The sequence below is a fragment of the Microbacterium sp. NPDC055599 genome, from assembly GCF_053618975.1.
Window position 1 is genome coordinate 153,185 of the sequence record NZ_JBSHIM010000002.1, and the last position, 24,997, is coordinate 178,181.

The 24,997-nt window shown below is 71.4% G+C and carries 27 protein-coding genes and 1 tRNA gene; 6 read left to right on the top strand and 22 right to left on the bottom strand.

Annotated features, from left to right (window positions below):
- Positions 1-12: 12 nt before the first annotated feature.
- Positions 13-1,017 carry a LacI family DNA-binding transcriptional regulator gene (locus ACWGQ1_RS02280; RefSeq protein WP_136034369.1) on the top strand — a complete coding sequence of 335 codons (1,005 nt, stop codon included), beginning with the start codon at positions 13-15 and terminating at the stop codon, positions 1,015-1,017.
- Between the two features lie 72 nt (positions 1,018-1,089).
- On the opposite strand, the gene rplL is transcribed toward ACWGQ1_RS02280, so the two are convergent.
- Positions 1,090-1,473 (bottom strand): 50S ribosomal protein L7/L12, encoded by a 384-nt coding sequence (rplL, locus tag ACWGQ1_RS02285; protein WP_067194328.1) that lies wholly within the window; start codon positions 1,471-1,473, stop codon positions 1,090-1,092.
- A 48-nt stretch (positions 1,474-1,521) separates the two neighbouring features.
- Complete coding sequence (rplJ, locus tag ACWGQ1_RS02290) at positions 1,522-2,010, bottom strand: 50S ribosomal protein L10 (RefSeq protein ID WP_136034371.1); 489 nt, start codon at positions 2,008-2,010, stop codon at positions 1,522-1,524.
- A 295-nt stretch (positions 2,011-2,305) separates the two neighbouring features.
- Here rplJ and ACWGQ1_RS02295 point away from each other — a divergent pair, with 295 nt between their 5' ends.
- On the top strand, positions 2,306-2,986 hold the full coding sequence (locus ACWGQ1_RS02295; RefSeq protein ID WP_136034373.1) for a YqaJ viral recombinase family protein: 681 nt from the start codon (positions 2,306-2,308) through the stop codon (positions 2,984-2,986).
- 22 nt (positions 2,987-3,008) lie between these two features.
- Here the strand turns inward: ACWGQ1_RS02295 and ACWGQ1_RS02300 are convergent, their stop codons facing one another.
- The 6 genes from ACWGQ1_RS02300 to ACWGQ1_RS02325 all read right to left on the bottom strand — a co-directional run bounded on the left by ACWGQ1_RS02300 (position 3,009) and on the right by ACWGQ1_RS02325 (position 7,065).
- Complete coding sequence (locus ACWGQ1_RS02300) at positions 3,009-3,503, bottom strand: hypothetical protein (RefSeq protein ID WP_136034375.1); 495 nt, start codon at positions 3,501-3,503, stop codon at positions 3,009-3,011.
- Positions 3,500-4,129 (bottom strand): hypothetical protein, encoded by a 630-nt coding sequence (locus ACWGQ1_RS02305; RefSeq protein WP_452312269.1) that lies wholly within the window; start codon positions 4,127-4,129, stop codon positions 3,500-3,502. The genes ACWGQ1_RS02300 and ACWGQ1_RS02305 overlap by 4 nt, the downstream gene beginning before the upstream one ends.
- Complete coding sequence (locus ACWGQ1_RS02310; protein ID WP_452312270.1) at positions 4,126-4,722, bottom strand: signal peptidase I; 597 nt, start codon at positions 4,720-4,722, stop codon at positions 4,126-4,128. Before ACWGQ1_RS02310 ends, ACWGQ1_RS02305 begins: the two co-directional genes overlap by 4 nt.
- 31 nt (positions 4,723-4,753) lie before the next feature.
- Positions 4,754-5,371 (bottom strand): SipW-dependent-type signal peptide-containing protein, encoded by a 618-nt coding sequence (locus ACWGQ1_RS02315; RefSeq protein ID WP_452312271.1) that lies wholly within the window; start codon positions 5,369-5,371, stop codon positions 4,754-4,756.
- 7 nt (positions 5,372-5,378) lie between these two features.
- The gene (locus ACWGQ1_RS02320; RefSeq protein ID WP_247637638.1) at positions 5,379-6,005 is read right to left on the bottom strand and encodes a SipW-dependent-type signal peptide-containing protein; all 627 of its coding nucleotides are present in this window, start codon (positions 6,003-6,005) and stop codon (positions 5,379-5,381) included.
- A 154-nt stretch (positions 6,006-6,159) separates the two neighbouring features.
- Positions 6,160-7,065 carry an ArgP/LysG family DNA-binding transcriptional regulator gene (locus ACWGQ1_RS02325; protein ID WP_452312272.1) on the bottom strand — a complete coding sequence of 302 codons (906 nt, stop codon included), beginning with the start codon at positions 7,063-7,065 and terminating at the stop codon, positions 6,160-6,162.
- Between the two features lie 70 nt (positions 7,066-7,135).
- Here ACWGQ1_RS02325 and ACWGQ1_RS02330 point away from each other — a divergent pair, with 70 nt between their 5' ends.
- Positions 7,136-7,807: a LysE/ArgO family amino acid transporter gene (locus tag ACWGQ1_RS02330; RefSeq protein WP_136045145.1), complete on the top strand. Its 672-nt coding sequence runs from the start codon at positions 7,136-7,138 to the stop codon at positions 7,805-7,807.
- Positions 7,808-7,813: 6 nt separating this feature from the next.
- On the opposite strand, the gene ACWGQ1_RS02335 is transcribed toward ACWGQ1_RS02330, so the two are convergent.
- The 7 genes from ACWGQ1_RS02335 to ACWGQ1_RS02365 form a co-directional block, all read right to left on the bottom strand.
- Positions 7,814-8,170 (bottom strand): iron chaperone, encoded by a 357-nt coding sequence (locus ACWGQ1_RS02335; protein ID WP_136034390.1) that lies wholly within the window; start codon positions 8,168-8,170, stop codon positions 7,814-7,816.
- A gap of 45 nt (positions 8,171-8,215) precedes the next feature.
- Entirely contained in the window at positions 8,216-9,019 is an 804-nt protein-coding gene (locus ACWGQ1_RS02340) for an amino acid ABC transporter ATP-binding protein (RefSeq protein WP_136034393.1), read from the bottom strand.
- The gene (locus ACWGQ1_RS02345) at positions 9,006-9,671 is read right to left on the bottom strand and encodes an amino acid ABC transporter permease (RefSeq protein WP_136034395.1); all 666 of its coding nucleotides are present in this window, start codon (positions 9,669-9,671) and stop codon (positions 9,006-9,008) included. The genes ACWGQ1_RS02340 and ACWGQ1_RS02345 overlap by 14 nt, the downstream gene beginning before the upstream one ends.
- A gap of 3 nt (positions 9,672-9,674) precedes the next feature.
- Positions 9,675-10,493 (bottom strand): transporter substrate-binding domain-containing protein, encoded by an 819-nt coding sequence (locus tag ACWGQ1_RS02350; RefSeq protein ID WP_452312273.1) that lies wholly within the window; start codon positions 10,491-10,493, stop codon positions 9,675-9,677.
- Positions 10,494-10,665: 172 nt separating this feature from the next.
- Complete coding sequence (gene rplA, locus ACWGQ1_RS02355; protein ID WP_136034399.1) at positions 10,666-11,355, bottom strand: 50S ribosomal protein L1; 690 nt, start codon at positions 11,353-11,355, stop codon at positions 10,666-10,668.
- An 11-nt stretch (positions 11,356-11,366) separates the two neighbouring features.
- The gene (gene rplK, locus ACWGQ1_RS02360) at positions 11,367-11,798 is read right to left on the bottom strand and encodes a 50S ribosomal protein L11 (RefSeq protein WP_025102337.1); all 432 of its coding nucleotides are present in this window, start codon (positions 11,796-11,798) and stop codon (positions 11,367-11,369) included.
- Between the two features lie 145 nt (positions 11,799-11,943).
- Positions 11,944-12,921, bottom strand: coding sequence for an HTH domain-containing protein (locus tag ACWGQ1_RS02365; RefSeq protein WP_452312305.1), 978 nt, complete (start codon positions 12,919-12,921; stop codon positions 11,944-11,946).
- 62 nt (positions 12,922-12,983) lie between these two features.
- On the opposite strand from ACWGQ1_RS02365, the gene ACWGQ1_RS02370 reads away from it, so the two are divergent.
- Entirely contained in the window at positions 12,984-13,382 is a 399-nt protein-coding gene (locus ACWGQ1_RS02370) for a VOC family protein (protein ID WP_452312274.1), read from the top strand.
- Positions 13,383-13,463: 81 nt separating this feature from the next.
- Here the strand turns inward: ACWGQ1_RS02370 and nusG are convergent, their stop codons facing one another.
- The 3 genes from nusG to ACWGQ1_RS02385 form a co-directional block, all read right to left on the bottom strand.
- Positions 13,464-14,498 carry a transcription termination/antitermination protein NusG gene (nusG, locus tag ACWGQ1_RS02375; RefSeq protein ID WP_136037470.1) on the bottom strand — a complete coding sequence of 345 codons (1,035 nt, stop codon included), beginning with the start codon at positions 14,496-14,498 and terminating at the stop codon, positions 13,464-13,466.
- Positions 14,499-14,540: 42 nt separating this feature from the next.
- Positions 14,541-14,813 (bottom strand): preprotein translocase subunit SecE, encoded by a 273-nt coding sequence (gene secE / locus ACWGQ1_RS02380; RefSeq protein WP_136034407.1) that lies wholly within the window; start codon positions 14,811-14,813, stop codon positions 14,541-14,543.
- Positions 14,814-14,853: 40 nt separating this feature from the next.
- A tRNA-Trp gene (locus tag ACWGQ1_RS02385) sits at positions 14,854-14,926 on the bottom strand.
- Positions 14,927-15,119: 193 nt separating this feature from the next.
- On the opposite strand from ACWGQ1_RS02385, the gene ACWGQ1_RS02390 reads away from it, so the two are divergent.
- Both ACWGQ1_RS02390 and ACWGQ1_RS02395 read left to right on the top strand, forming a co-directional pair.
- Positions 15,120-16,943 (top strand): HSP90 family protein, encoded by a 1,824-nt coding sequence (locus tag ACWGQ1_RS02390; RefSeq protein ID WP_452312275.1) that lies wholly within the window; start codon positions 15,120-15,122, stop codon positions 16,941-16,943.
- Positions 16,944-16,963: 20 nt separating this feature from the next.
- Positions 16,964-19,762 carry a tetratricopeptide repeat protein gene (locus tag ACWGQ1_RS02395; protein WP_136034412.1) on the top strand — a complete coding sequence of 933 codons (2,799 nt, stop codon included), beginning with the start codon at positions 16,964-16,966 and terminating at the stop codon, positions 19,760-19,762.
- A 27-nt stretch (positions 19,763-19,789) separates the two neighbouring features.
- Here the strand turns inward: ACWGQ1_RS02395 and poxB are convergent, their stop codons facing one another.
- The 4 genes from poxB to ACWGQ1_RS02415 all read right to left on the bottom strand — a co-directional run bounded on the left by poxB (position 19,790) and on the right by ACWGQ1_RS02415 (position 24,977).
- A complete protein-coding gene (gene poxB, locus ACWGQ1_RS02400) occupies positions 19,790-21,514 on the bottom strand; it encodes a ubiquinone-dependent pyruvate dehydrogenase (protein ID WP_136034414.1) in 1,725 nt (574 codons plus the stop codon).
- A 54-nt stretch (positions 21,515-21,568) separates the two neighbouring features.
- Positions 21,569-22,006: a pyridoxamine 5'-phosphate oxidase family protein gene (locus ACWGQ1_RS02405; RefSeq protein WP_136034416.1), complete on the bottom strand. Its 438-nt coding sequence runs from the start codon at positions 22,004-22,006 to the stop codon at positions 21,569-21,571.
- A gap of 117 nt (positions 22,007-22,123) precedes the next feature.
- Entirely contained in the window at positions 22,124-23,488 is a 1,365-nt protein-coding gene (locus ACWGQ1_RS02410; protein WP_136034418.1) for an NAD-dependent succinate-semialdehyde dehydrogenase, read from the bottom strand.
- A gap of 22 nt (positions 23,489-23,510) precedes the next feature.
- A complete protein-coding gene (locus ACWGQ1_RS02415) occupies positions 23,511-24,977 on the bottom strand; it encodes an NAD-dependent succinate-semialdehyde dehydrogenase (RefSeq protein WP_136034420.1) in 1,467 nt (488 codons plus the stop codon).
- Positions 24,978-24,997: the final 20 nt, after the last annotated feature.

Sequence of the window (24,997 nt, forward strand, 5' to 3'; positions counted from 1 at the left end):
CGAGGAGGACCGATGAGCACGATCGCGGACGTCGCGTCGCGTGCCGGGGTGTCCAAGGCCACCGCGAGCCGGGCGCTGAGCGGACGCGGCTACGTGTCCGACGAGACACGGCAGCGGGTCATGGACGCCGCAGACGACCTCGCCTACGTCGCCCACTCGTCCGCCACGAGCCTCGCGACCGGACGCACGCAGACCGTCGGCCTCGTGATGCCGCCCATCGACCGCTGGTTCTTCGCCGAGCTGCTCGCCGGGGTGCAGGAGTCGCTCCTCTCCGTGGACTACGACCTGTCGCTGTACGGCGTTCCCGAGGGGACGCAGACCAGGGAACGGCTGTTCGAGACCGTGCTGCCCGGTCGGAGGTTCGACGGCATCATCGCGGTGGGCATCCAGCCGAGCGCGCGCGAGCTCGAGCGCCTGCACCGCACGGGTCGCCCGCTGGTCAGCGTCGGGCCGTACAGCGAGGGATCGAGCGCGGTCTCGATCGACGACACCGCCGCCGCCCGCATCGCCACCGAGCACCTGATCGAGCTCGGCCACGAGGACATCGCGTTCGTGGGGGGCGCGACCGACGCCGCCGCACTGAGCTACGGCGATGCGCAGCGGCTCGAGGGGTACCACGGCGCGCTCCGCGCGGCGGGCCTGCTCGCCCACGCCCGCGTCGTCGGCGCGGCACCGACCATGCCCGGGGGCTATGCCGCGACCGCCGGGCTCCTCGGAGACCGGCGGAACCGGCCCACCGCGATCGTCGGAGTCTGCGACGAGGCGGCGATCGGGGCGATCATCGCCGCTCGACGCCTGGGCATCGCCGTGCCCACCGAGCTCAGCGTGGTCGGCATCGACGACCACGCCCATGCGGACATGTTCGCCCTCACCACGATCGGGCAGTCTCCCCGCGACCAGGGTCACGAGGCCGTGCGGCTGCTGATCCGACGGATGGCGGAGCCGGAGGCCCCCATCGAGCGGGTGACCGCCCCCTCGTCGCTCGTCGTGCGCAGCTCCACCGCACCACCCCGCTGAGCACCCCTCCCCGGACGCACGAAGGCCCCGGGCGGAACCCGGGGCCTTCGCAGAAGCGCTGGTGCGCTGGAATTACTTGAGGGTGACGGTCGCGCCGGCCTCTTCCAGAGCAGCCTTGGCCTTCTCGGCGGTCTCCTTGTTGGCGCCCTCGAGGACGGCCTTCGGAGCACCGTCGACGACGGCCTTGGCCTCGCCGAGGCCGAGCGAGGTGAGCTCGCGGACAGCCTTGATGACCTGGATCTTCTTGTCGCCGGCAGCCTCGAGGATGACGTCGAACGAGTCCTTCTCCTCCTCGGCAGCGGCCTCGCCTGCGCCACCGGCGGCACCGGCAACGGCGACGGGGGCAGCAGCGGTGACCTCGAACTTCTCCTCGAACGCCTTCACGAAGTCGTTCAGCTCGATGAGGGTGAGGCCGGCAAACTGCTCGAGCAGCTCCTCGGTGGTGAGCTTCGCCATGATGTATCTCCTAATAGATGGGGTGGTGGTGACGAGATCGCCGGTCGCTTACGCGGCCTCTGCGGTCTCCAGCTTTTCGCGAAGCGCGTCGATGGTGGCGGCAGCCTTGCCCATCGTCGCCTTCATCATTCCCGCGGCCTTCGCCAGCAGAACCTCACGGCTCTCGAGCGAGGCGTACGTGTTGACCTCGTCGGCAGAGAGGGCCTTGCCCTCGAAGATGCCGGACTTGATCACCAGAAGCGGGTTGGCCTTGGCGAAGTCACGCAGAGCCTTGGCAGTGGCGACGAAGTCACCGTGCACGAACGCGACGGCCGACGGACCCTTGAGGTCGTCGTCCAGCGAGGAGATGCCGGCCTTGTTGGCGGCGATCTTGGTCAGCGTGTTCTTCACCACGGCGTACTCGGCGTCCTGACGGATGCTGTTGCGCAGCTGCTTGAGCTGGGCAACCGTCAGACCGCGGTACTCGGTCAGCAGGACGGCGTTCGAGTTCTCGAATGACTTCGTGAGCTCGGCGACCGATGCATCCTTCTGCGCCATGGTCACTCCTTGATGTGTACGAGGCGCCGCACGGTGGTGGGGCGCCGGCCTCCGACCCCCTGCAAAGAGAAGAGCTCCGGCGCAAGCGCACGGAGCTCGGAAGTTCGTGACACCTGCGCGGGCCCCTGCGATGCAGAGCTTCGATCCTGCGTGCTTGCGCACACACGATGACCAGCGGTCTTCGGTTGCCACCCACTCTACCTCAGCGCGCGCCCCTCCCCAAATCCCCGGCGGCCGTGCGGGGACGCGGCGTGTGCGGGGAGGGAGCGTCGGCGGACGGGGTTAGGGTTTTCAGGTGACCCCCGAACTCCACGCCCGTATCGTCGCGGACTCTCGCGACCGGGTGGCGTGGATGCGGGCGCGGTCCCGCGGCATCACCGCGACCGACGTCGCCGGGCTCACGAGCGAGCGCTCCATCGCCCGTGCCGCCGACTCCAAGCTGGGCGGCGGCCCCCGCTTCGGCGGCAACGCGTACACCGACCACGGCCGACGGCGCGAGCCGGAGATCGCGGCCTGGGTCGCAGCCACGCACGGGATCCTCCCCTCCTCCGCGCTGTTCCGCGCCGAGGTGGAGCACCGCCACCTCGCCACGCCCGACGGGATCGCGGTCGACGCCGACGGGCGCATCCGCCTCGCCGAGATCAAGACCACGAACAAGGCGTTCCGCGGCATCCCGCGCACCTACCTGCGACAGGTCTGGTGGCAGCAGCACGTGCTCGGTGCCGAGCGCACGCTGTTCGTGTGGGAGGAGCACGTCGACTTCGCTCCGGTGCACGACGAGCCTCGCTGCGTGTGGATCGACCGCGACGACCGCGAGATCGCCAAGCTGGTCGACCTGGCCACCGCCCTGATCGACGAGCTGTACCGGCGCACCACGGGCCGCGACGTTCCCGCCCGCACGCAGGACGATTCCGCCAGCCGCCGCGAGCAGCTGCGCGAGCGCGACCTCTTCCGCGCCCTCGCCCTCGCCGACTGAACGCCGCACCGCCGGCACGACCTCACGTGCAGGTGTTGTTGCCCCCGAGCCCCAGCAGTCCGCCCACCGACAGCGTGCGGGTCGCCGCGGGCGACACCCAGGCCGTGCCGGGCAGGACGGCCTCGACCCGCACCGTGTTCGACGAGCCGAGCAGACTCCCCAGCAGCGTGCTGAGCACACCGGAGCTGATCGTCGCGGAGTAGGAGTAGGGGCCGCTGCCGCTCTGCGTCACGTTCGCGTTGTCGACCGCGACGTTGTTGATCGACAGTCGCTGCTGCGGCTTGAGGTATCCGGAGCTCCACGTGATCGTGAAGCCCGTGAACGTGCCGAGCAGGTTGGTCACGCTGCACGAGGTGATCGTGGGCGTCGTCAGCTGCGACGCGGTGAACGACCCCGCCGCGTACTCCGGGTCGGTGAACCGCGCCTCGGTCGGCTGCACCGCGGGCAGCAGCGCCACGCCGACCAGGACCCCGACCCCGAGGACACCGGCGATCGTGCGCCGCCACGGCCGTGTCATCCTCGCCCCTCCCCGCGCTCTCCTCCGCGACGCCCCCGCGCCACGAGAGCCCCGGTCAGCAGCAGTCCGCCGCCCACCGCCGCCAGCGGCAGCCACGGCGACGGACCCGTGACCGCGAGCGCGCCGTCGGAGCCCACCGCCGCGCTCTCGCCCGCGCCGTGAGCCAGCACGCGCACCTCGGTGCTGCCGGAGCCGTCCGCCGGGTCGAGCGCGATCGTCAGCCGCAGATGCGCGGTCTCGGTGTCACGCATGGCCGTGAGCGGCACCTCGGCGCCGTCGCGCGGGACGCTCCAGTCCGTCCGCAAGACCGTCGCCCCCGCCGGGCACACCGCGTCCTGCCACGGCTCCGCGCACAGGGCGATGTCGAGCCGCAACCGCGCCGACCCGGACGCGCTCACGCCGAGCCGCACGACCCCGGGATCCGGCGCGTCGGCGCTCACCTGCACGTCCCACTGCACCGGCCGGTCGGGTCGCAGGTCGCGGGCGGCGTCCCAGTCCGCGACCGACACCAGGCGCAGCACCTGGCCCTGCACCACCTCGGTGGAGGGGGCAGCGACCGCCGCCGCCGGTGCCGCGAGGGCCAGGCAGACGGACGCCAGGACCGCGAGCGCGACGCGGGGCCTCACGGCGGACCGCCCTCGGTGCGAGCGCGTCGCGGCGACCGCGGCCAGAAGGCCCACACCACCAGCGCGGCCGCGGCCACGGTCATACCGCCGAGCACGACGGGATGCCCGAGTGCGACGATCACGGTCGCCAGGCCCGGCACCGCGAACAGCACGGTGCGCACGGAGGTCACGGTGTACGGAAACGGGTCGTCGACCGCGTTCGCATCGCCCCGCAGCGTCAGCACGCGCTCCCCCGCCGCGGCGCCCGGCTGCACCGCGGTCACGCGGTGGGTCACGGGCAGGTCGCCGGGGCGGTCGACCGTCACGACGTCGCCTACCTCCACCGCGGCGGCAGGGACCCGCTGCACCACGGCGACCGATCCGGCCGGGATGGTCGGCGACATCGAGCCCGTGCGGAACAGGATGAGCGTGATCTGCGCCGTGGCCGCCAGCAGCACCAGCACGATGCACACGACGCCCGCGGCGGCGGCGAGCCACAGCAGCGCATCGCCCAACGCGCGCGCGAACCCAGGGCGCCGGATGGGGTGCTGCGCCCGCGCCCCCGCTTCCCCGCTCTGCTGCGCGCGCGCCTCGCGGCGGGTGAGTGCCGTCACGACCCCTCCTCTCGCTCCTGCCCCGCCGCGGCTACGACGACGTGCCCTGGATCTGCCATGTCTGGGTCATCGTCAGGCCCTGCGCGGTGTTCGGCGCCGTCGTCGGCAGCGTCACCGCGAAGCAGTAGTTCACGACCGACGCGCCGTTCGCGGACACCGCCTGCGTCGAGGCGCCGCCGGCCGTGAGCGCGGAGCCGTCCGCGACCACGGCGGTGCCGCCGGGGTAGGTCGCCGCCGAGCACGTGGTCCCGGCGATCGCACGCACACCGTAGGTGAGCGACGACGCGAGACCCGTGCCGCCCGGCGTCCCGGCCGTGAGCTGGAGCACGCCGGCGACCGAGGGCGACGCGGTCTTGACGCTGAACAGCGCATACGTCGTGGTGCCGGGCGCCATGGCCGTGGGCGGGAGCTGGAAGTTCAGGGCGGCCGCCGCCCCCGTGGTCGCGTGGCTGGAGAACGTGATGCCGTCGGTCGCCCCGACGAGGTCGAACCGGCCGGCCGTGAACGTGGCCGAGCCGAACTCCGAGTCGTTCCAGGCGGCGAGTGTCGCGGTCGCCCCGATGCCGAGCACCAGACCGCCCGCCAGGAGGGCTCGGAGGCGGCGGGAGCGGAGCCGGATCCTCTCCCGCCGCTGCCTGCGGGTACCCATGGCCCGCTCAGCTCGTCGACGTGGCCGTGAACTCCCAGGTCGCGTTCGTGACCAGGCCGGGTTCGAGCGCGGCGGCGGCCGTGACCGCGACGCACAGCTGCACGGCGGTGCCCGGGGTGGCGGCGGAGGCTCCTTCGGTGAGCGTCACGGCGGTCACGCCCGTCTGTGCGTCGAGCGTGGCCCCGGAGGCGACGGCGGTTCCGGTCGCGCTGGCCGCGTTGCAGGTGGCGCCGGGAGCGAGCGGGTAGATCGCGTAGGACAGATGATCGGTGTTGGAGCTCGCCGCGGGATCCGCGGTCGTGCCCGCGGCGACGAGGCTGGCCCCGGTGGTCGTGCCGGCCGCGAGACGCACCCAGAAACCCGCGTAGACGGTGTCGCCGGGCGACATGTTGCCGACGATGCCGGCGGGGAGCGTGAACGCGAGGGTGGCGGCCGTGTCGCCGTCGTCGACGTTGTGGTCGGTGAAGGCCGTGCCGTCGGTCGAGCCCTCCAGGTTGAACGAGCCCGCGGTGAACGTTCCGGTCGCGAACTCGGAGTCGTTCCACGCGGCGAGCGTGACCGCCGCTCCCACTCCGAGGACGAGTCCTCCTGCCAGGACCGCGCGGACCTTTCGCCGGGTCGTGGTCGTCGCCATGTCGTTCCCCCTCCGTCGTCGATCTCGGGGAACGCCGGCGAGCGGAACTCGGAGGATTCTCCCGCGTCCTCGCATCCTCTCCGAGCCCCTCGGACCAGACAAGGCGGATCCGCGCGCAGCCGTGGCACAATCCGCGCAGCCGGGGATCGTCCTGTCAGCGGCGCGACCGGCGGGCGGGCGCGACCGGGGCGAGCACCCGCCGCGCCTCGGCGGCCACCTCGGCGGCGATGGTGTCGAGCAGCGTCGACCGCAGGTTCCACTGCTGCCAGTACAGCGCGACCTTCAGCGTCGGCCCCCCGAGCGCGACCAGTCCGGGCGTCTCCTGCAGCCGAGGGACCATCCCCCAGCCGAGGCCGAGCGACACCGCGATCGCGTAGTCGTGGGACGCGGGGACGTAGTGCCGCGGCACGCCCTGCTGCGTGACGGACATGGCGGCGAGCCACTCGTGCTGCAGCGTGTCGCGACGGTCGAAGTCGACGAACGGCGCGCGGGCGAGAGCGGCGGCGCTCACCCCCTCGGCGAACCACCGGTCCGCGAAGCCCTGCTCCGCCATGGCGCGATACTCGAGCACCCCGAGAGGTGCGACCGAGCATCCGGCCACCGGGGTCTCCTCGCTCGTCACCGCGGCCATCACCGTGCCGGATTCCAGCAGCCGGGCGGTGAAGTTCTGATCGTCCCGGTGCAGGTCGACGTCGATGTCGTGCGTGGCGGAGAGTCGTGCCATCGGCGCGAGGAACCACGTCGCCATCGAGTCGGCGTTCACGGCGAGCGGAACGACGATGCGCCGCTCGGAACCGTCGTCGCCGATGCCCACCCCGGCGAGCGCGTCGTGCTCCAGCAGCGCCACCTGCCTGGCCAGTCGCACCACCGCCTCACCGGCCTCGGTGAGCCGCGCGGGCTTGCTGCGCACGAGCAGGATGCGCCCCAGCTGTTCCTCCAGGCTCTTGAGCCGCTGGCTGACCGCGGACGGCGTGATCCGGAGTCGGCGCGATGCCGCGTCGAGAGTGCCTTCGTCGGCGACGGCGGCCAGGGTCGCGGCGAGCTCCGAATCGATCCTCACATCAGTGATGCTAATGGTTCGGAAGGAATCTTCGCTTTCTCTGATGGCAGTCGCTTCCTAGGCTGGTGCCATGCTCACCGTCCTCGCCGGTCTCGGACTCGGCCTCTCCCTCATCGTGGCCATCGGCGCCCAGAACGTCTTCGTCCTGCGCCAGGGCATCCGGCGGGAGCATGTGCTGGCGGTCGTGATCGTGTGCGCCGTCTCCGACGCCGTGCTGATCGCCGCCGGTGTCGCCGGGCTGGGCTTCCTGCTCCAGGCTGCGCCGTGGCTCGTGGTCGTCGCCCGGGTTGCCGGGGCGCTGTTCCTGTTCGGCTACGGGCTGCTCGCGGCACGCCGCGCCTGGCGCGGCGGTGAGGTGCTGGCGGTCGATGCGTCCTCCCCCGCCGACGGAACGGGGACCGGTCGATCGGCCGGCGGCACCGCGACCGCCACCCGGAGCGGAACACGTCTGGCCCCCGTGCTCCTCACCGTCCTCGCGCTCACCTGGCTCAACCCGCACGTGTACCTCGACACCGTCCTGATGCTCGGGTCGATCGCCGCGACGCACGGCGAGCAGCGCTGGCTGTTCGCCGCCGGGGCCATCCTCGCCAGTGTCCTGTGGTTCACGGCCCTCGGTTTCGGGGCACGCTACCTCGGGCGCTGGCTGCGCACCGAGCGGTCGTGGCGCGTTCTCGACGCGGTGATCGCCGTGATCATGGTCGCGCTCGCGGTGAGCCTGATCCTCCCCGTGTTCGGCGGCTGATCCGGCTCAGGCTCCGTCGATCTGAGCCAGCCGCGCCCGCACCAGCGCGCGCAGCGTCTGCTCCGGGATCGGATGCTCCGGCTGGAAGCGGATCGTCCCCTTGTCCACGCTGGCGCCGGGATGATCGGCCAGCGCCGCCGCCACGGCCGCGACCGCGTCGGGGCTGAAGGGATACACGCCGATGTGCTTCTTGGCGCGCATCACCGACAGCAGCGGTCTGCCCCCGTGGACGAGGGCGGGCATGCCGTACCCGGTGCCCTGCTCGGCATCCGGCTCCTCCTCCCGCGCGATCGCGTACACGCGGTCGATCGCCGCGCGGTCCGCGGGGGCGAGCCCGGTCAGGTAGTCGTCGATGGTTCCCACGACCGCATCCTGTCACCGATCGGCGGCGCGCACGAGCCCCGGGCCTCAGGCGCCGTCGAGCGGGCGGAGGATGCGCGTGAGGAACCGCTGCGTGCGCTCGTGTCGCGGGGCGCGGAAGATCTCGGCCGGCGGCCCCTCCTCGACCACCACCCCGCCGTCCAGGAACAGGACGTGGTCGGCGACCTCGCGCGCGAAGCTCAGCTCGTGCGTGACGACCGCCATGGTCCACCCCTCGTCGGCGAGCTCCTTGATCACCAGCAGCACCTCCCCGACGAGTTCGGGGTCGAGCGCACTCGTCGGCTCGTCGAACAGCAGCAGGTCGGGCTTGAGAGCGAGAGCACGCACGATCCCCACGCGCTGCTGCTGCCCTCCGGACAGCTGATGCGGACGGGCGTCCGCCTTGTCCGCCAGGCCCACCCGGTCGAGCAGGGCCAGGGCCTCGGCCACGACCTCCGCCCTGGGCCGCCGCTGCACACGCCAGGGCCCCTCGATCACGTTCTGCAGCACCGTCAGATGCGGGAACAGGTTGTGGTGCTGGAACACCATCGCGGAGCGATCGCGGAGGGCGAGCCGCTGCTGCTTCTGCGCGCGAGGCCGCGGCCGCTCGGCGGGGGCGAAGTCGAGCTCGGGCCCGCCGTCGACCGTGATGGTGCCGGCGTCCGGCGTCTCGAGGCCGTTGAGCGCGCGCAGCACGGTGGTCTTCCCCGAGCCGCTCGGGCCGATGAGCACCAGCACCTCTCCGCGGTGCAGCGTCAGGTCGATCCCGCGCAGCACCTCGGTGTCGCCGAAGCTCTTGCGCAGTCCGCGGGCGGACAGCAGCGGGACGGGTGTCTGGTCAGTGGGCGACACGGCGGTCGAGCCTCCTCTCCAGGGCGCTCTGGCCGAACGACAGCACCAGGCAGAACACCCAGTACACCAGCGCCGCGGCGAGGTAGATCACCATGAACTCGAGCGTCGTCGCCGCGATCTGCTGCGCGACCTTGAACAGCTCCGTCACCAGGATCAGCGACGTGAGCGAGGTGTCCTTCACGAGCGAGATGAACGTGTTCGACAGCGGGGGCACGGACACCCGTGCCGCCTGCGGCAGGATGATCCGCGTGAGCGTGCGGGTGCGGTTCATCCCGACCGTGTACGCCGCCTCCCACTGCCCCTTCGGCACCGACAGGATCGCGGCCCGCACGACCTCGGCGCCGTAGCCGCCCACGTTGAGCGACAGCGCGATGATCGCACTCGGCCACGGGTCGAGCGTGATGCCGATCGACGGCATCCCGTAGAAGATCACGAACAGCTGCACCAGCATGGGCGTGCCGCGGATCACGGAGATGTAGAAGCGCGCGACGCCCGCCACCACCGGATGCACCGAGATCCGCATCAGCGCGACCCCGACCGCGATCAGCAACCCCAGCGCGAACGACACCAGCGCGAGCGGCACCGTCGCCGTCAGGCCCGCCCAGGCGATCGGCCAGAGCGAGTCGAGAAACAGCTGCCAGGGGTTCGCCATCGGTTACTGCGAGACGTCCTCGCCGAAGTACTTCTCGCTGATCTCCGCCAGGGTGCCGTCGGCGCGCAGCTCCTCGAGAGCGCCGTCCACGGCCTCGACGAGCGAGGTCTTGTCCTTCGTGAACACGAACGCCTGCTCGCCGGCGTCCTCGGTCTCCGCCGCGATCTTCAGCCCCGTCGGGCTGTTCGTCGTCTCGTAGTCGAGGAACGTCAGCTTGTCGTTCACGGTCGCGTCCACACGGCCCTGACGCAGCAGCTCCACGGCCTGCGCCCAGCCCTCGACGGCCTCGACCTTGGCGCCGGAGTCGGTCGCCAGCTCGTACCAGTTGCTGGTGAGCGACTGGGCCGTGGTCTTGCCGGCCAGGTCGTCGAACGAGCTGATCAAGTCGTCGTCCTCGGCCACCACGATGACGCCGGGCGACACGGTGTAGGGCGCGCTGAAGAGGTACTTCGCCTCGCGCTCGTCGTTGATCGAGACCTGGTTCGCGATCACGTCGAAGCGGCCGGCGTCGAGACCGGCGAAGATCGCGTCCCACTGCGTCTCCTGGAACTCCACCTCGAGGCCCAGCTTGTCGGCGACGGCCTGGATGATCTCGACGTCGTAGCCGGTCAGGTCGCCCGAGCCGCCGTCGTCGTGGAAGCTGAACGGGCGGTAGGTGCCCTCGGTCGCGACCGTGAGCGTGCCGTCCTTCACCAGGCCGAAGTCGGAACCCGCGGTGCTCTCCGCACCGGACGTGCTCGCGGGCGTGGTGGAGCCGCTGCAGGCGGTGAGCGCCGCGGCGGCGACGACGAGTGCGGTGACGGCGATGAGACGACGGGACATGGACCCTCCTGGGGTGAGAGGCGCGGTGCGAGTTTACGCGACCGGCGCGGGACCTCCCCACAGTACGTGCCGTCGCGGGATCCGCCGCATCCGATGACGCTCCGTGTCGACGCGGGGCGGAGGACGCGAAACGCCCCCGGGCGGAACCCGGGGGCGTTTCGGTGAGTCAGGCTCAGATGGCGTTGACGTCCAGCGGGATGCCGGGGCCGAACGTGGTCGACACCGCACCCTTCTGGATGTAGCGGCCCTTCGCGCTCGACGGCTTGAGGCGGACGATCTCCTCGAGCGCTGCGCCGATGTTCTCGTTCAGCTGCTCGGCGGTGAAGGACGCCTTGCCGACGACGAAGTGCACGTTGGCGTGCTTGTCGACGCGGAACTCGATCTTTCCGCCCTTGATCTCCTCGACGGCCTTGGCCGGGTTCGGGGTCACGGTGCCGGTCTTCGGGTTCGGCATCAGGCCACGCGGACCCAGCACCTTGCCGAGACGACCGACCTGGCCCATGAGCTCCGGGGTGGAGACAGCCGAGTCGAACGCGGTCCAGCCGCCGGCGACCTTCTCGATGAGCTCGGCGCCGCCGACCTCATCGGCACCTGCGGCGATCGCGGCCTCGGCCGCGGGACCCGTGGCGAAGACGATGACGCGGGCGGTCTTACCGGTGCCGTGGGGCAGGATGACGGTGCCGCGCACCATCTGGTCGGCCTTGCGGGGGTCGACGGCGAGCTTCAGCGCGACCTCGACGGTCGAGTCGAACTTCGCCGAACCGGTCTCCTTCGCGAGCGCGACGGCCTCGGCGGGCGTGTAGAAACGGTCTGCCTCGATCTTCTCGGCGGCAGCCTTGTAAGCCTTGGACTTGGTAGCCATGATTATTCTCCTCAGCCCTCGACCGTGATGCCCATGGAACGGGCGGTGCCGGCGATGATCTTCGAGGCGGCCTCGATGTCGTTCGCGTTCAGGTCGGCCTGCTTCTGCTCGGCGATCTGACGGACCTGGTCCTTGGTGATCTTGCCGACCTTGACGGTGTGCGGGGTGGCCGAGGCCTTCTGCACGCCGGCGGCCTTCTTGATGAGCTCCGCCGCGGGCGGGGTCTTCAGGACGAAGGTGAAGCTGCGGTCCTCGTAGACGGTGATCTCGACGGGAATGACGTTGCCGCGCTGCGACTCGGTCGCGGCGTTGTACGCCTTGCAGAACTCCATGATGTTGACGCCATGCTGACCGAGCGCGGGGCCGATCGGCGGCGCCGGGTTGGCGGCACCGGCGTTGATCTGAAGCTTGATCAGGCCGGTCACCTTCTTCTTCGGTGCCATTCTCTTTCCTTTCCTCGAGGCGGATGCGGACACCCGCTTCTCCCACGGACCCGGCATCTCCGGGTCGTGGTCGTCAGCGCGCACGCCGAAGCGGCGCACAAACCATAAGAGTCTACCGCATCCCGCGTCCCGCTTCCGCGCGGGGTCAGGGGTCGCGGTACTGCTCCGCGATCCGCTGCCCGAGCTCGCGCAGGGCTGCACGCACCTCGACCGGTTCGAGCACTTCCACGGCGCCCGTCCACCCGGCGAGCTGCTCGGCCAGAGCGTCCGCACGGTGGGCCCGCACCTCGACCAGTCCCTCGTCGGCATCCATCACCGCGGCCTGGCGCCCGAAGCGGTCGAGCACCGCGCGCACGGCCCAGGCCTCCGCGCGGATCACGGCGCGCGCCTCGCCCCGCAGCCCCTCGACCGTCTCGACCATCCGCTCCCACGCGGCAGGCGCGTCGAAGCCGTCCGGCCCTTCCCCCCGCTCGTCGATGAGGGCGAGATCCGCGATCCGGTCGACCCGGTACGTGCGCAGCCGGTCCACGTCGGCCCCGCCGTTCCGCCCCGGCGCCGCGAGCAGATACCACCGCGGACCGCGGCTGCCGACCACGAGCGGCACCACCTCGACCGGCCGCCCGGCGTCGCCGTAGCCGAAGCGCACCCGGCGGCGCGCAGCGATCGCCCGCTGCAGCTCCGACACCGCCGGCCGCTCCGGCGCATCATCGGGTTCACCCCAGGGCGCATCCCGCACGGTCGACTCCGCCACCCGCTGCGCGCCCTCGCGGAACGGTTCCGGCACGGCACGCATGAGCTTGCGCACCGCGGCCGTGTGCTCCGGCGCGGCGGTGCGGCTCTGACTGAGCGCGATCAGCAACGACGTCACCTCGCTCTCGGTCAGTCCCGTGAGATCGGTCCGGGCCCCTCCGATCAGGCGCCACCCGCCGCCGCGCCCCCGAGACGGATAGAGGGGCACACCCGCCATGGCGAGCGCCTCCAGGTCGCGGCGCGCGGTGGGCACCGAGACCTCCAGCTCGGCGGCCAGTTCCGCGGCGGTGATCCGGGGGCGGCCCTGCAGGAGCAGCAGAGCCTGGATCAGGCGATCGGCACGGATCGGGAACCTCTTTTCCGAAGTGATCAGAAGGTGATCACTTCACGGTCGAGCATAGAAGGAAAGCCGTTCCCACCAAAGGAGAAGATCCCATGTTCCGTGGTCTCGCCAACCTCAACCTCGTCGCCGAGGACATGCCCGCCGCAATCGACTGGTACGCGCGCGTGTTCGACGCTGGGCCGTACTTCACCCGCCCCGAACAGGGGACCCCGCAGTACGCCGAATGGCGCTTCGGCGACGACGACGACGAGTTCGCCCTGATGGACGCCCGCTTCCGCCCCGCCCTGCCGCAGCCGGGAGGCGCGCTCGTGAGCCTGCACGTCGACGACATCCACGCCGAGATGGACCGCCTCGCAGCCCTCGGCGCCACCCCGTTCGACCCCGTCACCCAGCGCGGCGAGGGGTGGTGGTCGGCGTCGGTCAGCGACCCGTTCGGCAATCTCCTCGGCCTGATCCAGAGCCCGCACTGGGCCGCACAGCACGCGAGCTGACCGACGGGTGCGGGGAGACCCGCGGCCGCACGCAGAACGCCCCGCCGGATGAGCCGGCGGGGCGTTCTGATGACAGCAGTGTCAGATCATCTTGGTGACCTGGTCGAACGACAGCTCGACCGGCGTCTCGCGCTCGAAGAGCGAGACGAGGACCGTGAGCTTGCCGCTCTCCGGCTTGATCTCGCTGATCGAACCGGGAAGACCCGCGAACGAGCCCTCCTTGATCGTGATGGTCTCGCCCACCTCGAAGTCGACCTCGGCCGGCAGCGGACGGGCCACGGCGACGCCGCCCTTCGCCGCGATGTTCTTGGCGGTCGGGACGTCCTTCACCTCGACGAGCGACTTCAGCATGTTGAAGGCCTCTTCGAAGCGCAGCGGCGTCGGGTTGTGGGCGTTGCCCACGAAGCCGGTGACGCCTGGGGTGTGGCGCACGACCGACCAGGTGTCCTCCGTGAGCTCCATGCGCACCAGCACGTAGCCGGGGATGCGCACGCGGGTGACCATCTTGCGCTGGCCGTTCTTGATCTCGACCACGTCTTCCATCGGGACCTCGACCTGGTAGATCTCGTCCTCGACCTCGAGCGTCGACTTGCGCTGCTCGATGTTGGCCTTCACCTTGCGCTCGAAGCCCGCGTACGAGTGGATGACGTACCACTTGCCGGGGAGCATGCGCAGGTCCATGCGGAAGGCCTCGTACGGGTCCTCCTCGGACTCGGCGTCGTCCTCCTCGGACTCGGCTGCGGGACGGTCGTCCTCGCCGTTCACGTCGGGACCGTCGTACGGGGTGACCTCGTCGGCCGCCTCGGCCTCCTGCTCGGCGGCCTCCTCGGCCACGGAATCGTTCAGGACCTCGGCGGCGGCCTCGGACTCCGCCGCTTCGTCCAGGTTGAGAGCGTCGTTCACGATCGCGTCCGCCTCCGGGTCGTCGATGTCGATGTCGATGTCGTCCGTGTCGTCCTCGCCGTCCTCGTCTTCGACGTGGACCGCGACGTGCTCGGCAGAGGTGACCGAGAACTCCTCAGCGGCGAGCACGTTGCCCTCCTGGGCCTCGTCCTCCTCGCTGGACTGCTCTGCGGCGGTCGCCCAGTCGGCGTCGTCGGAATATCGTTCAGACACGTTGCTTCTTCTCCATAGCTGCGGCTGCCGCCGCGGGGGTCATCAGCCAGGGATACCGAACACGTAGTGGGTCAGGAGCCCGAAGACGTAGTCGAGACCGTAGACGATGCCCATCACGATCACGACGAAGACGAGCACCACACCCGTGAACTTGAACAGCTCCTTGCGGGTCGGGGTGACGACCTTGCGCAGTTCGGCGATGACCTGGCGGATGAACAGGGCGATGCCCCCGAAGAACCGGGAGAAGGGGTTGCCCTTCTTCTGGCGCGTGGCGCCGGCCGCGACGACCTCGCCGCGCGGTTCGTCCTGATCCATCCTGAATGTACCTTTCGTGTGCCAGCGTTGCACTGACGCGCAGGGCGGACAGGAATCGAACCTGCAACCTGCGGTTTTGGAGACCGCTGCTCTGCCAATTGAGCTACCGCCCTAGAGACCCGGAGGCCTCGGGGTGCCCTCACATCCCCGCGCTGCGCCGAGATCCGAAGACCCGAGGCACGGCGAAAGAATGCAGAGAACAACTGCTCCACAAGCATACGGCATCCGCCCGACGGTGCCGAACCGGGCTCGATATACGGGTTGTTGCTAGGCTCGGCGAGCGGATGCCGGCGAGAAGGGGCGCGTGTGGGTGGGGATGTGCAGCAGTTCCAGGTGGATCTGCGCGGAGTCGTCGATCTGCTGAGCAGGCACATCTACTCGAGCCCCCGCGTCTACCTGCGCGAGCTGCTGCAGAACGCCCGCGACGCGATCACCGCCCGTCACGAGGTCGACGGCGGAGGCGGGCGCATCCGCATCACGCCGCTCACCGCGCAGACCGGCGAGTTCGCGCTCCGCGACGACGGCGTCGGCCTGACCGCCGCCGAGGTCGCCGACCTGCTCGCCACGGTCGGCCGCAGCTCGAAGCGCGACATCTTCGACCTCCCCCGCAGCGACTACCTCGGGCAGTTCGGCATCGGACTCCTCAGCTGCTTCATGGTCGCCGACACCATCGTCATCCGCTCGCGCAGCGCCCGAGGCGGCGCGGCCGTGGAGTGGACGGGCAGCGCCGACGGCACGTTCCAGGTGGTCGAGCTCGACGACGACCTCCCGGTCGGCACCAGCGTGCACCTCGTACCGCGGTTCGACGCGGACGAGCTGCTCCGGCCCGCCGCCGTGCACGAGCTCGCCACCACGTTCGGCGAGTTCCTCCCCGTGCGGGTCACGATCGACACCGGCGCCGGAGACGTCGACATCACGCGCGAGCCGCCGTTCCTCTCCCCCGCCGACGACCCCGAGGCGGCCGTCGCCTACGGGCGGGACCTGCTCGGCGCGAACCCCCTCGACGTGATCGAGCTCGGCGAACCGGGGACAGGCACGCGCGGTCTCGCCTACGTGCTCCCCTACGCACCCCCGCCCGGCGCGCGCCAGGCCACCCGCATGTACCTCGGCCGCATGCTGCTGTCCGAGCGCGTGGACGACGTGCTGCCCGACTGGGCGTTCTTCGTGCGGGCGGTCGTCGACTCCACCGGCCTCGCCCCCACCGCGAGCCGGGAGTCCCTCGTGGAGGACACGGCCCTGGAGCACGTGCGCGAGCAGCTCGGCGCGGGGATCCGCCGCTGGGTGCTCGAGCTCGGACTGCGCGAGCCGCACCGCCTCGCACAGTTCGTGGCGGTGCACGAGGTCGGTCTCAAGTCGCTCGTGCGCCACGACGAGGAGCTGGCGCGGTTCATCACCCGGTGGCTCACCGTCGAGACCACGCACGGCACGCTGCGCATCGGCGACCTGGTCGAGCGCTACCCGCACATCCGCTACGCGCAGACCGTGGACGAGTTCCGCCAGGTCGCCGGGATCTCGCCCGGCGATGAGGTGCTGGTCAACGGCGGCTACCTGTACGACGCGGACCTCGTGCGCCTGCTGCCCGAGCTCTACCCCGCCGTCACCGTGGAGAAGGTCGACGTCGCCGGCGAGCTCGACCGTCTCGATCCCCCGCCCCTGGACGACCGCGACGCCGCCGTGGCGCTCGAGACCCGCGCGGGGGCCGTGCTCGCCGCCTCCGACTGCGCCGTCGTCGTGCGCTCGATCGACCAGCCCGCACTCACCGGGCTGTACGTCGCCGACCCCGAGGTGCTGCGCGCGATCGACCGCGGCCGCACCAGAGGGGTCGCCGGGGCACTGTGGGGCGGCGTGCTCGACCGCATCGACCAGACGCTGTCCGCCGCCCGCGACGACGACCTCACCGCACGGCTGTGCCTGAACTGGTCCAACCGCGTGGTGCGCGCCCTGGTGCGCGTCGAGGACGACGCCGTGTTCGCCCGCACCGTGCAGCTGCTCTACATCCAGGCGCTCCTCGCCGGCCACCATCCGCTCCGTGACGCCGACCGGGCGCTCATGACCAGCGCGCTGGCCGACCTCGTCTCGCTCTCCGCCGGCATCGAGGGGGACTCCCTCCCCTTCGGCGACGCCCGCTGACACTCCACCGAAAGGCTCCCATGGCACGTCCGAAGAAGCGCTTCCAGCAGCTCATCGAGGAGATCGACCGCACCCCGTGGGGTCCGGAGGAGCAGGCCCTCGTCGCGGAGGCCGTGGCCCTCGCCGTCGAGCTCGGCGACGAGCGCCTGGAGTACGAGGCCCGCATGCGGCAGACCGCCTCGGCCAACATGGTCGGCGCCACCGACGTGATGCTCAACTCCTTCGCGTGGTGCCTCGCCCACCACGACGCCGACCCGCAGCGCTTCCCCGCCGACCTCGACAACGGCGGTGCCGACCTCATGTGGCAGTTCAAGTGGATGGCCTCGTCGCTGCGGTCGTCCCCCGCGTTCTCGCAGGAGCAGATCGCCGCCGTGCTCGACGACATGGAGGCCCACTACCGCGCCGCGGGCCTCGGCCTCAGCGGCGTGCTCACCGCCCGGTTCGAGGACGCGTGGGACGCCGGCCGGATGGACGACGCCGAGGCGCTGCGCGTGCAGCTGGAGGCCACACCCCGCGACGACCACAGCCACTGCGACGCCTGCGGCCGCAGCCAGTTCGCGGGCTTCTTCGCCGACACCGACCGCGACGCCGACGCCATCCGCCTGGTCGAGGAGATGATCGAGGGCGGCTTCTCGTGCGGCGAGGAGCCCGAGCACGCGCTCTCCCGCGTCCTCCTCCCCTACCTCCGCGCCGGACGCCTGGAGGACGCGAAGACCGCCCACCTGCGCAGCTACCGCCTCGCGAAGGACAACCCCGACAACCTCCGCATCGTCGCCAACAACATCGTGTTCGCGGCCGTCACCGGCAACGAGGCGCGTGCCCTCGCCCTGATCGAGCGGCACATCGGATGGCTCGCGCACGACGGCCTGAACGTCGACGCGCACTTCGCGGCCCTCACCGCCTTCGCCGTCGCACTGGACAGGGTCGTGGCGACCGGGCACGGCGACACCCCCGTCCGCGGTGCGGACGCCCCCGCCCTCGTCGGGCTCTTCGGAGAGCACGACGGCGCGTGGACCGCGGCCGAGCTCGCCACCGCCGCCTGGACGGCCGCCGAGCGCATCGGCGCGCAGTTCGACGAGCGCGACGGAACGGACGGGCACGCGCGGAGCCTCGCCCGCTCGCGCCGCCTGGCCGACGAGAGCTGGGACGTGCCGATCCGCTCCGACGCCTTCGTCGCCACCGCACCGGCCACGACCCCGACGGACGCGGACGGCTGGTTCGACCGCGCGATGCAGCTCGCCCAGTTCGGCGCCGAGCACGAGACGCTCGACGCCCTCCCCCGTGCGCTCGAGGTGACCGACCCCGGCAAACGCGCACAGCTGCTGTCGCTGCGCCTGGGGATCCTCGTGGCGCTCGACCGCATCGAGGAGGCGGAGCAGGTGCTGCCCGAGCGCATCGCCGCGCTGCGCGACGCCGGCCGCGACGTGCAGGCCGAGCTGGAGCTGCGCCTCGGCCTCGCCACGTTCGGGCTCGACACCGACGACACCAGGGCCGCCCTGGAGGAGGAACTGGCCGCCGCCGAGCGCCTTCCGGCGTGGTCGCGCGGAGACCTCGCCATCAGCCGCGCCTCGCTGCACCTGCACGCCGACGAGCCCGACGCCGCGCTCGACCTCGCCGAGCACGCCGCCCGCGCGTTCGCCGAGGCTGAGGACACCCGGCTGTCGAACACCACCACGCTCGTCGCCATCGGGGCCGTGCTCTCCAAGGGCGACCTGGAGGCCGCGACCGCTCTGCTCGACCGATTCCTCGCGCAGGACGACCTCTCCGCCGGGCATCGCGCCCAGGCGCTGCAGACCAGGGCCCGGGTGCGCGGAGGGACGGGCGAGCACCTCGACGGCGCCGCGGACGCCGACGAGGTCTGCCGCCTCCTCGCCGAGCTGGGCGCCACACGGGCCCTCGCCGACGCGCACGTGCTCGCCGGGGCACTGTGGGAGGACGCCGACCACCCCGACCGCGCCGTTTCGCGCTACCGCCTCGCCTCGCGCCTGCGCGCCGAGGCCGGAGGCGACGCGACCGGCGTCGACTTCCGGCTCGCCCGCGCCATGCTGCGCTCCGGCGACGCCCAGGAGGCGGCCGAGCTGTTCGGCGACGTGCTGCAGCGCGAGGAGCAGGCCGACGTGGCCCCCGCCTCCCGCGGCATGACTGCCACCCTGCTCGCGCGCGCTCTGGCCGAGTCGGGCGAGTTCGGACAGGCGGTGGGCGTGCACGGCTACGCCGCCGAACTGTTCGGCGAGGGCGCGGAGCACGCCGACCAGGCGATGGCGATGACCGAGCAGGCGAAGATCCTCGCCCGCTTCGAGGAGCACGACGACGCGATCCGCCTCCTGGAGGGCGCGGCCGAGATCGTCCGGGGCGCGCCGGAAGCGGTCGGCGCCCTCAGCGAGGTGCTCCACAGCCTGGGTCAGGCCTACGGCGGACGCGGCGACGAGCGGGCGTTCGCCCTGTTCGACGAGGTCGCCGCCCTCGCGCAGCAGCACGAGGCCGGGTGGCTGCACGCCGACGTGACGGACTCCCGCGCCCGCGCGCTCGCGCAGCTCGGACGGATCGACGAGGCCGTGGCCGCCGCGCTCACCGCCGCGGACGCGTTCGCGGAGCTGGGCGACCCGGGCTCCGCCGGAGGCTCCGAGCTGTTCGCCGCCCGGGTGCTCGCGGGCAACGAGCGCGCCGCCGACGCGGTCGCGGTCTACCGCAGCGCCCTGGAGCACGCCGAAGGCTTCCCGCCGCTGCGTCAGGTCACCGCGCTCGAGCTCGGCGACGTGCTCGAAGGGCTCGGCCGCCACGGCGAGGCGGCCGAGGTGCGGGCGCTGCTGGAGAGCTGAGCCCGCACCCCCGCGCGGCCGGAGGCGTCAGAACAGCTGGCGCCAGTTCGCCCGCGCCAGATCGAGGAGCTCGTCGCCGCGGCCCGACATGACCGTGCGGATCGCGTACAGCGCGAACCCCTTCACCTGCGCCGCCTCGATCGCGGGCGGCATCGAGAGCTCCTGACGCTCGGTGACCACGTCGAGCAGGGCGGGACCGTCGTGCGCCAGCACCTCGCGGACGGCGTCCGGCAGCTCGTCGCTGCGCTCCACCCGGCGGGCGAAGATCCCCATGGCTTCGGCGATGGCGGCGAAGCTCGGGTTGTCCAGTCCGGTGCCGTACGTGACGAACCCGGCGGCCTTCATCTCCAGCTCCACGAAGTTCAGCGAGGAGTTGTTCACCACGATGGTCTTCACGGGCAGACGGTTCTGCGTGAGCGTGAGCAGCTCGCCCAGCATCATCGACAGCCCGCCGTCGCCCGCGAGGGCCACGACCTGGCGCTGCGGGTGGGCGACCTGCGCGCCGATGCCGTGCAGCAGCGCGTTCGCCATCGAGCCGTGCGTGAACGAGCCGATCAGTCGACGGTGCTCGGTCATCGTCAGGTAACGCGCCGCCCACACCGTCGGCGACCCCACGTCGGCCGTGAAGATCGCGTCGTCCGCGGCGTGCTCGTCGAGCAGCCGCGCGAGGTACTGCGGGTGGATCGGGCGGTCGCCCTTCGCCGGGACCGCGAGCTCGTCGAGCTTCTTGCGCGTCTTGCGGTAGTGCGCCGTCGCGTCGTCGAGGTGCGTGCGGTCGTCCTTGCGGGCGAGGCGCGGCAGCAGGGCCTCTGCGGTGGCGCCGACGTCGCCCACGAGTCCGAGGTCGAGCGGGTGGCGCTTGCCGAGCTGCGAGCCGCGGATGTCCACCTGGATCGTGGTCGCGTGGTCGGGGTAGAACTGCTCGTACGGGAAGTCGCTGCCGAGCACGAGCAGCGTGTCGGCGGCCTCCATCGCCCGGTAGCCGGACGCGAACCCGAGCAGACCGGTCATGCCGACGTCGAACGGGTTGTCGTACTCGATGAACTCCTTGCCGCGCAGCGCGTGCACGATCGGCGCGCCCAGACGGTCGGCCAGCGCGATCACCTCGTCGTGCGCGCCCTCGACGCCGGCGCCGGCGAGGATCGTGACGCGCTTCGCGGCGTTCAGCAGCGTGGCCGCCTGCTCCAGCTCCGCCCCGCTCGGTGCCACCACCGGCCGGGCGCGGCGGACCACGACCGCGCGGTCATCCTCGATCTCCGCCAGCGCCACATCGCCAGGGATCACCAGCACCGCGACACCGCGCTGCTCGATCGCCGCCCGCATCGCGATCTCCATCAGCCGCGGCATCTGCTTCGGGTCCGCCACGTACTCGACGTACACGCTGCACTCGCGGAACAGCTCCTGCGGGTGCGTCTCCTGGAAGTAGCCGGTGCCGATCTCGGTCGTCGGGATGTGCGCCGCGATCGCCAGGACGGGCACGCGGGAACGCTGGGCGTCGTACAGCCCGTTGATGAGGTGCAGGTTGCCCGGCCCGCACGAGCCGGCGACGACGGCGAGCTCACCCGTGGTGCCCGCGTCCGCGGCGGCCGCGAACGCCGCGGACTCCTCGTGGCGCACGTGCACCCAGCGGATGCGGCCGTCCTTGCGCAGCGCGTCCGTGAATCCGTTGAGTGAATCCCCGGGGATGCCGTAGACCCGATCGATCCCGTTGGCGTGCAGAGTCTTGACGATGTTCTCAGCGACGTTGGCCATACCCCGACCCTACGCCCGCCCCTCCGCCCTGGTGCCGGGGTTGACGCGGGCCGGTCAGTACTCCTGGGGGCCGTCGCGCTCCGGCTCGGGATCACGATGGAACGCGCGTCCCGACACCGAGGCGGGTGCGATGCGGACGAACACCCGCTTGACGGTCGGGATCCACGGGCGCAGCCCCGCGGCCTCGGCGCGCGCGACATCGGCATCGGTCTCCAGCGCCGCGGCGTGCCCGCGCACGACCACGCTCCACGCGTCGACGTCGGTGTGGTCGTCGACCTCGAACAGCACATCGGCGTTCGCGGTCAGTTCGAACAGCTTGCTCCCCGGAGCGGTGCGGAACACGATGCCATCCCCGTCGACCGCGTAGTTGATCGGGAAGATGTCGATCGTGTCGCCGATGTGGGTCACGAGGCGTCCGAGCTCCTGTCCGCGCAGGCGCTCCCAGCTCTCGGCATCGGTCAGGGTCCGGACGGGGTCGCTGTGCACACTCATGCCGCCATTGTCACCCACGGACCCGCCGGCTGGACAGCACCCGTCCGAACGTCACAGGTCCGGACGCGACAGTGCCCGGGGGCCGATCGACCCCCGGGCACCGTCACCGCGTCGGACTCAGCCGATGCGGATGAGCTTCTTGTTGACGAACTCGTCGGCGGCGAGGTGTCCGAGCTCACGCGCGGTGCCGCTGCGCTTGATGCCCCCGAACGGCAGCTCCGGGCTGTCGGCGAGAACCAGGTTGACGTACACCATGCCGGCCTCGATCTTGTCGGCCACCCGCTCCGCCTGGGCCTCATCGGTCGTGAAGACGTACGACCCGAGCCCGAACGTGGTGTCGTTGGCCAGCTGCACCGCGGCGTCCTCGTCGGCCACGCGGTACACGACGGCGGCGGGGCCGAACAGCTCCTCCCGGTACACGTCCATCTCCGGCGTGACGTCGGCGAGCACGGTCGGCGCGAAGAACGCCCCGTCGCGCGTGCCCCCGGTCAGCAGCGTGGCGCCCTGGGCGACCGCGGTGTCGATCTGCTTCTGCAGGTTCTCCGCCGCCGCCTCCGACGACACCGGTCCGAGCACGGTGTCGTCCTGCGTGGGGTCGGTCGCCTCGACGGCCGCCATCGCCGCCGTGAACTTCTCCACGAACGCGTCGTACAGCTCGTCGACGATGATGAAGCGCTTGGCGCCGTTGCACGCCTGACCGTTGTTGTCGAGCCGCGCGTCCACGCCGGCCTGGACCGTCGCGTCGAGGTCGTCGGTCGAGAGCACGAGGAACGGGTCGGAGCCGCCGAGCTCCAGCGCGACCTTCTTGAGGTGCCGTCCGGCGACCTCGGCCACCGCCGCCCCCGCACGCTCCGAGCCGGTGAGCGAGACGCCCTGCACGCGCGGGTCGGCGATCATGTCGGCGATCTGCTCGTTCGTGGCGAGCACGTTCTGGTACGCGCCCTTCGGGAACCCGGCGTCGTGGTAGATCGCCTCGATCGCGCTCGACGACTCCGGGCACTGCGGCGCGGGCTTCAGCAGGATCGTGTTGCCGACGATCAGGTTCGGCGCCGCGAAGCGCACGATCTGGTAGGCCGGGAAGTTCCACGGCATGATGCCCACGAGCGGCCCCAGCGACGACCGGCGGATGATCGCCGAGCCGTCGCCGAGGATCGTGATGGGCTGGTCGGCCATGATGTCCTCGGCCTGATCCGCGTAGTACTCGGCGATGTCGGCGGCGAAGTCAACCTCACCGAGCGCGGCCTCGCGCGGCTTGCCCATCTCGCGCACGAACACGTCGGCCAACTCCTCGCGGCGCTCGCGATGCAGCTCGGCGGCGCGGCGCAGCAGCTGTGCGCGCTCCGCGACCGTGGTCGAGCGCGACCACTCGCGGTGCGCCTCGTCGGCGGCCGCGACCGCCTCTTCGATCTGCGCATCGGTGAACGTGTCGTACGTGGCCAGGGTCTCGCCGGTGGCGGGATTGACGACGGCGTAGTCGGTCATGTCTCCTCCTCTTGCCGTCCGGTCAGGAGACCGGGATCAGCGTGTACTTGGTGGACAGGTACTCGTGGATACCCTCGAAGCCGCCCTCGCGGCCGACACCGGACTGCTTGACGCCGCCGAACGGAGCCGCCGCGTTGGAGACCACGCCCACATTGAGTCCCATCATGCCGGTCTCGAGCGCGTCGATCATGCGCTGACCGCGCTGCAGGTTCTCGGTGAACACGTACGACACCAGGCCGTACTCGGTGTCGTTCGCGAGGCGCACGGCCTCATCCTCGGTCTCGAACGTGGCGATCGCCAGCACCGGGCCGAAGATCTCCTCGCGCAGGATCGCGCTGCCGGCCACGACATCGGTGAGGACCGTGGGCTCGTAGAACGTGCCGGTGCCCTCGAGCGCCTTGCCGCCCGCGAGCAGCGTCGCGCCGCGCTCCACCGCGTCGTCGACGAGCTCGCCCGCCTTGGCCACCGCGTCCTCGTCGATGAGCGGGCCGATCGCCACGCCCTCCTCGGTGCCGCGGCCGATCTTCATCGCGTTCACGCGCTCGGTCACCCGCTTGGCGAACTCGCCGGCCACGTCACGGTGCACGATGAAGCGGTTGGCCGCCGTGCACGCCTGGCCGATGTTGCGGAACTTCGCGGCGAGCGCGCCCTCCACGGCCTTGTCGAGGTCGGCGTCGTCGAACACCACGAACGGTGCATTGCCGCCGAGCTCCATCGACACGCGCAGCACGCCCTCGGCCGCCTGCGCGATGAGCTTGCGGCCCACCTCGGTCGACCCCGTGAACGACAGCTTGCGCAGCCGGGGGTCCGCGATGATCGGCGCCGACAGGGCGCTGGACTTCGAGGTCTGCACCACGTTGACGACGCCGGCGGGGAGCCCCGCCTCCTCCAGCAGCTTCGTGAAGAAGATGGTCGTGAGCGGCGTGAGTGCCGGGGGCTTGATGACCACCGTGCACCCGGCGGCGAGCGCCGGCGCGATCTTGCGGGTGGCCATCGCGAACGGGAAGTTCCACGGGGTGACGAAGAACGACGGCCCGACGGGGCGCTGCGACACGATCATGTGCCCGGTGCCCTCCGGGTTCAGACCGTAGCGACCGCTGATGCGCACGGCCTCCTCGCTGAACCAGCGGAGGAACTCGCCGCCGTACGCGACCTCGCCGCGCGCCTCGGCGAGCGGCTTGCCCATCTCCAGGGTCATCAGCAGCGCCAGGTCTTCCTTGTGCGCCTGCACCAGGTCGAACGCGCGGCGCAGGATCTCGCTCCGCACACGCGGAGCGGTGGCGGCCCACTCGTCCTGAGCGGCCACCGCGGCGTCGAGCGCGCGGATGCCGTCGGCGGGCGTGGCGTCGGCGATCGTGCGGATCACCTGGTTCGTGGCCGGGTCCTTGACGTCGAACGTGGCGCCGGTCTCGCCGTCGATCCACTGTCCGCCGATGAAGAGTCCAGTGGGGATGCTGTCGAGCAGCGCCTGCTCGGTCTGAGTGCTCATGGGTTCTCTTTCTGTGAGTG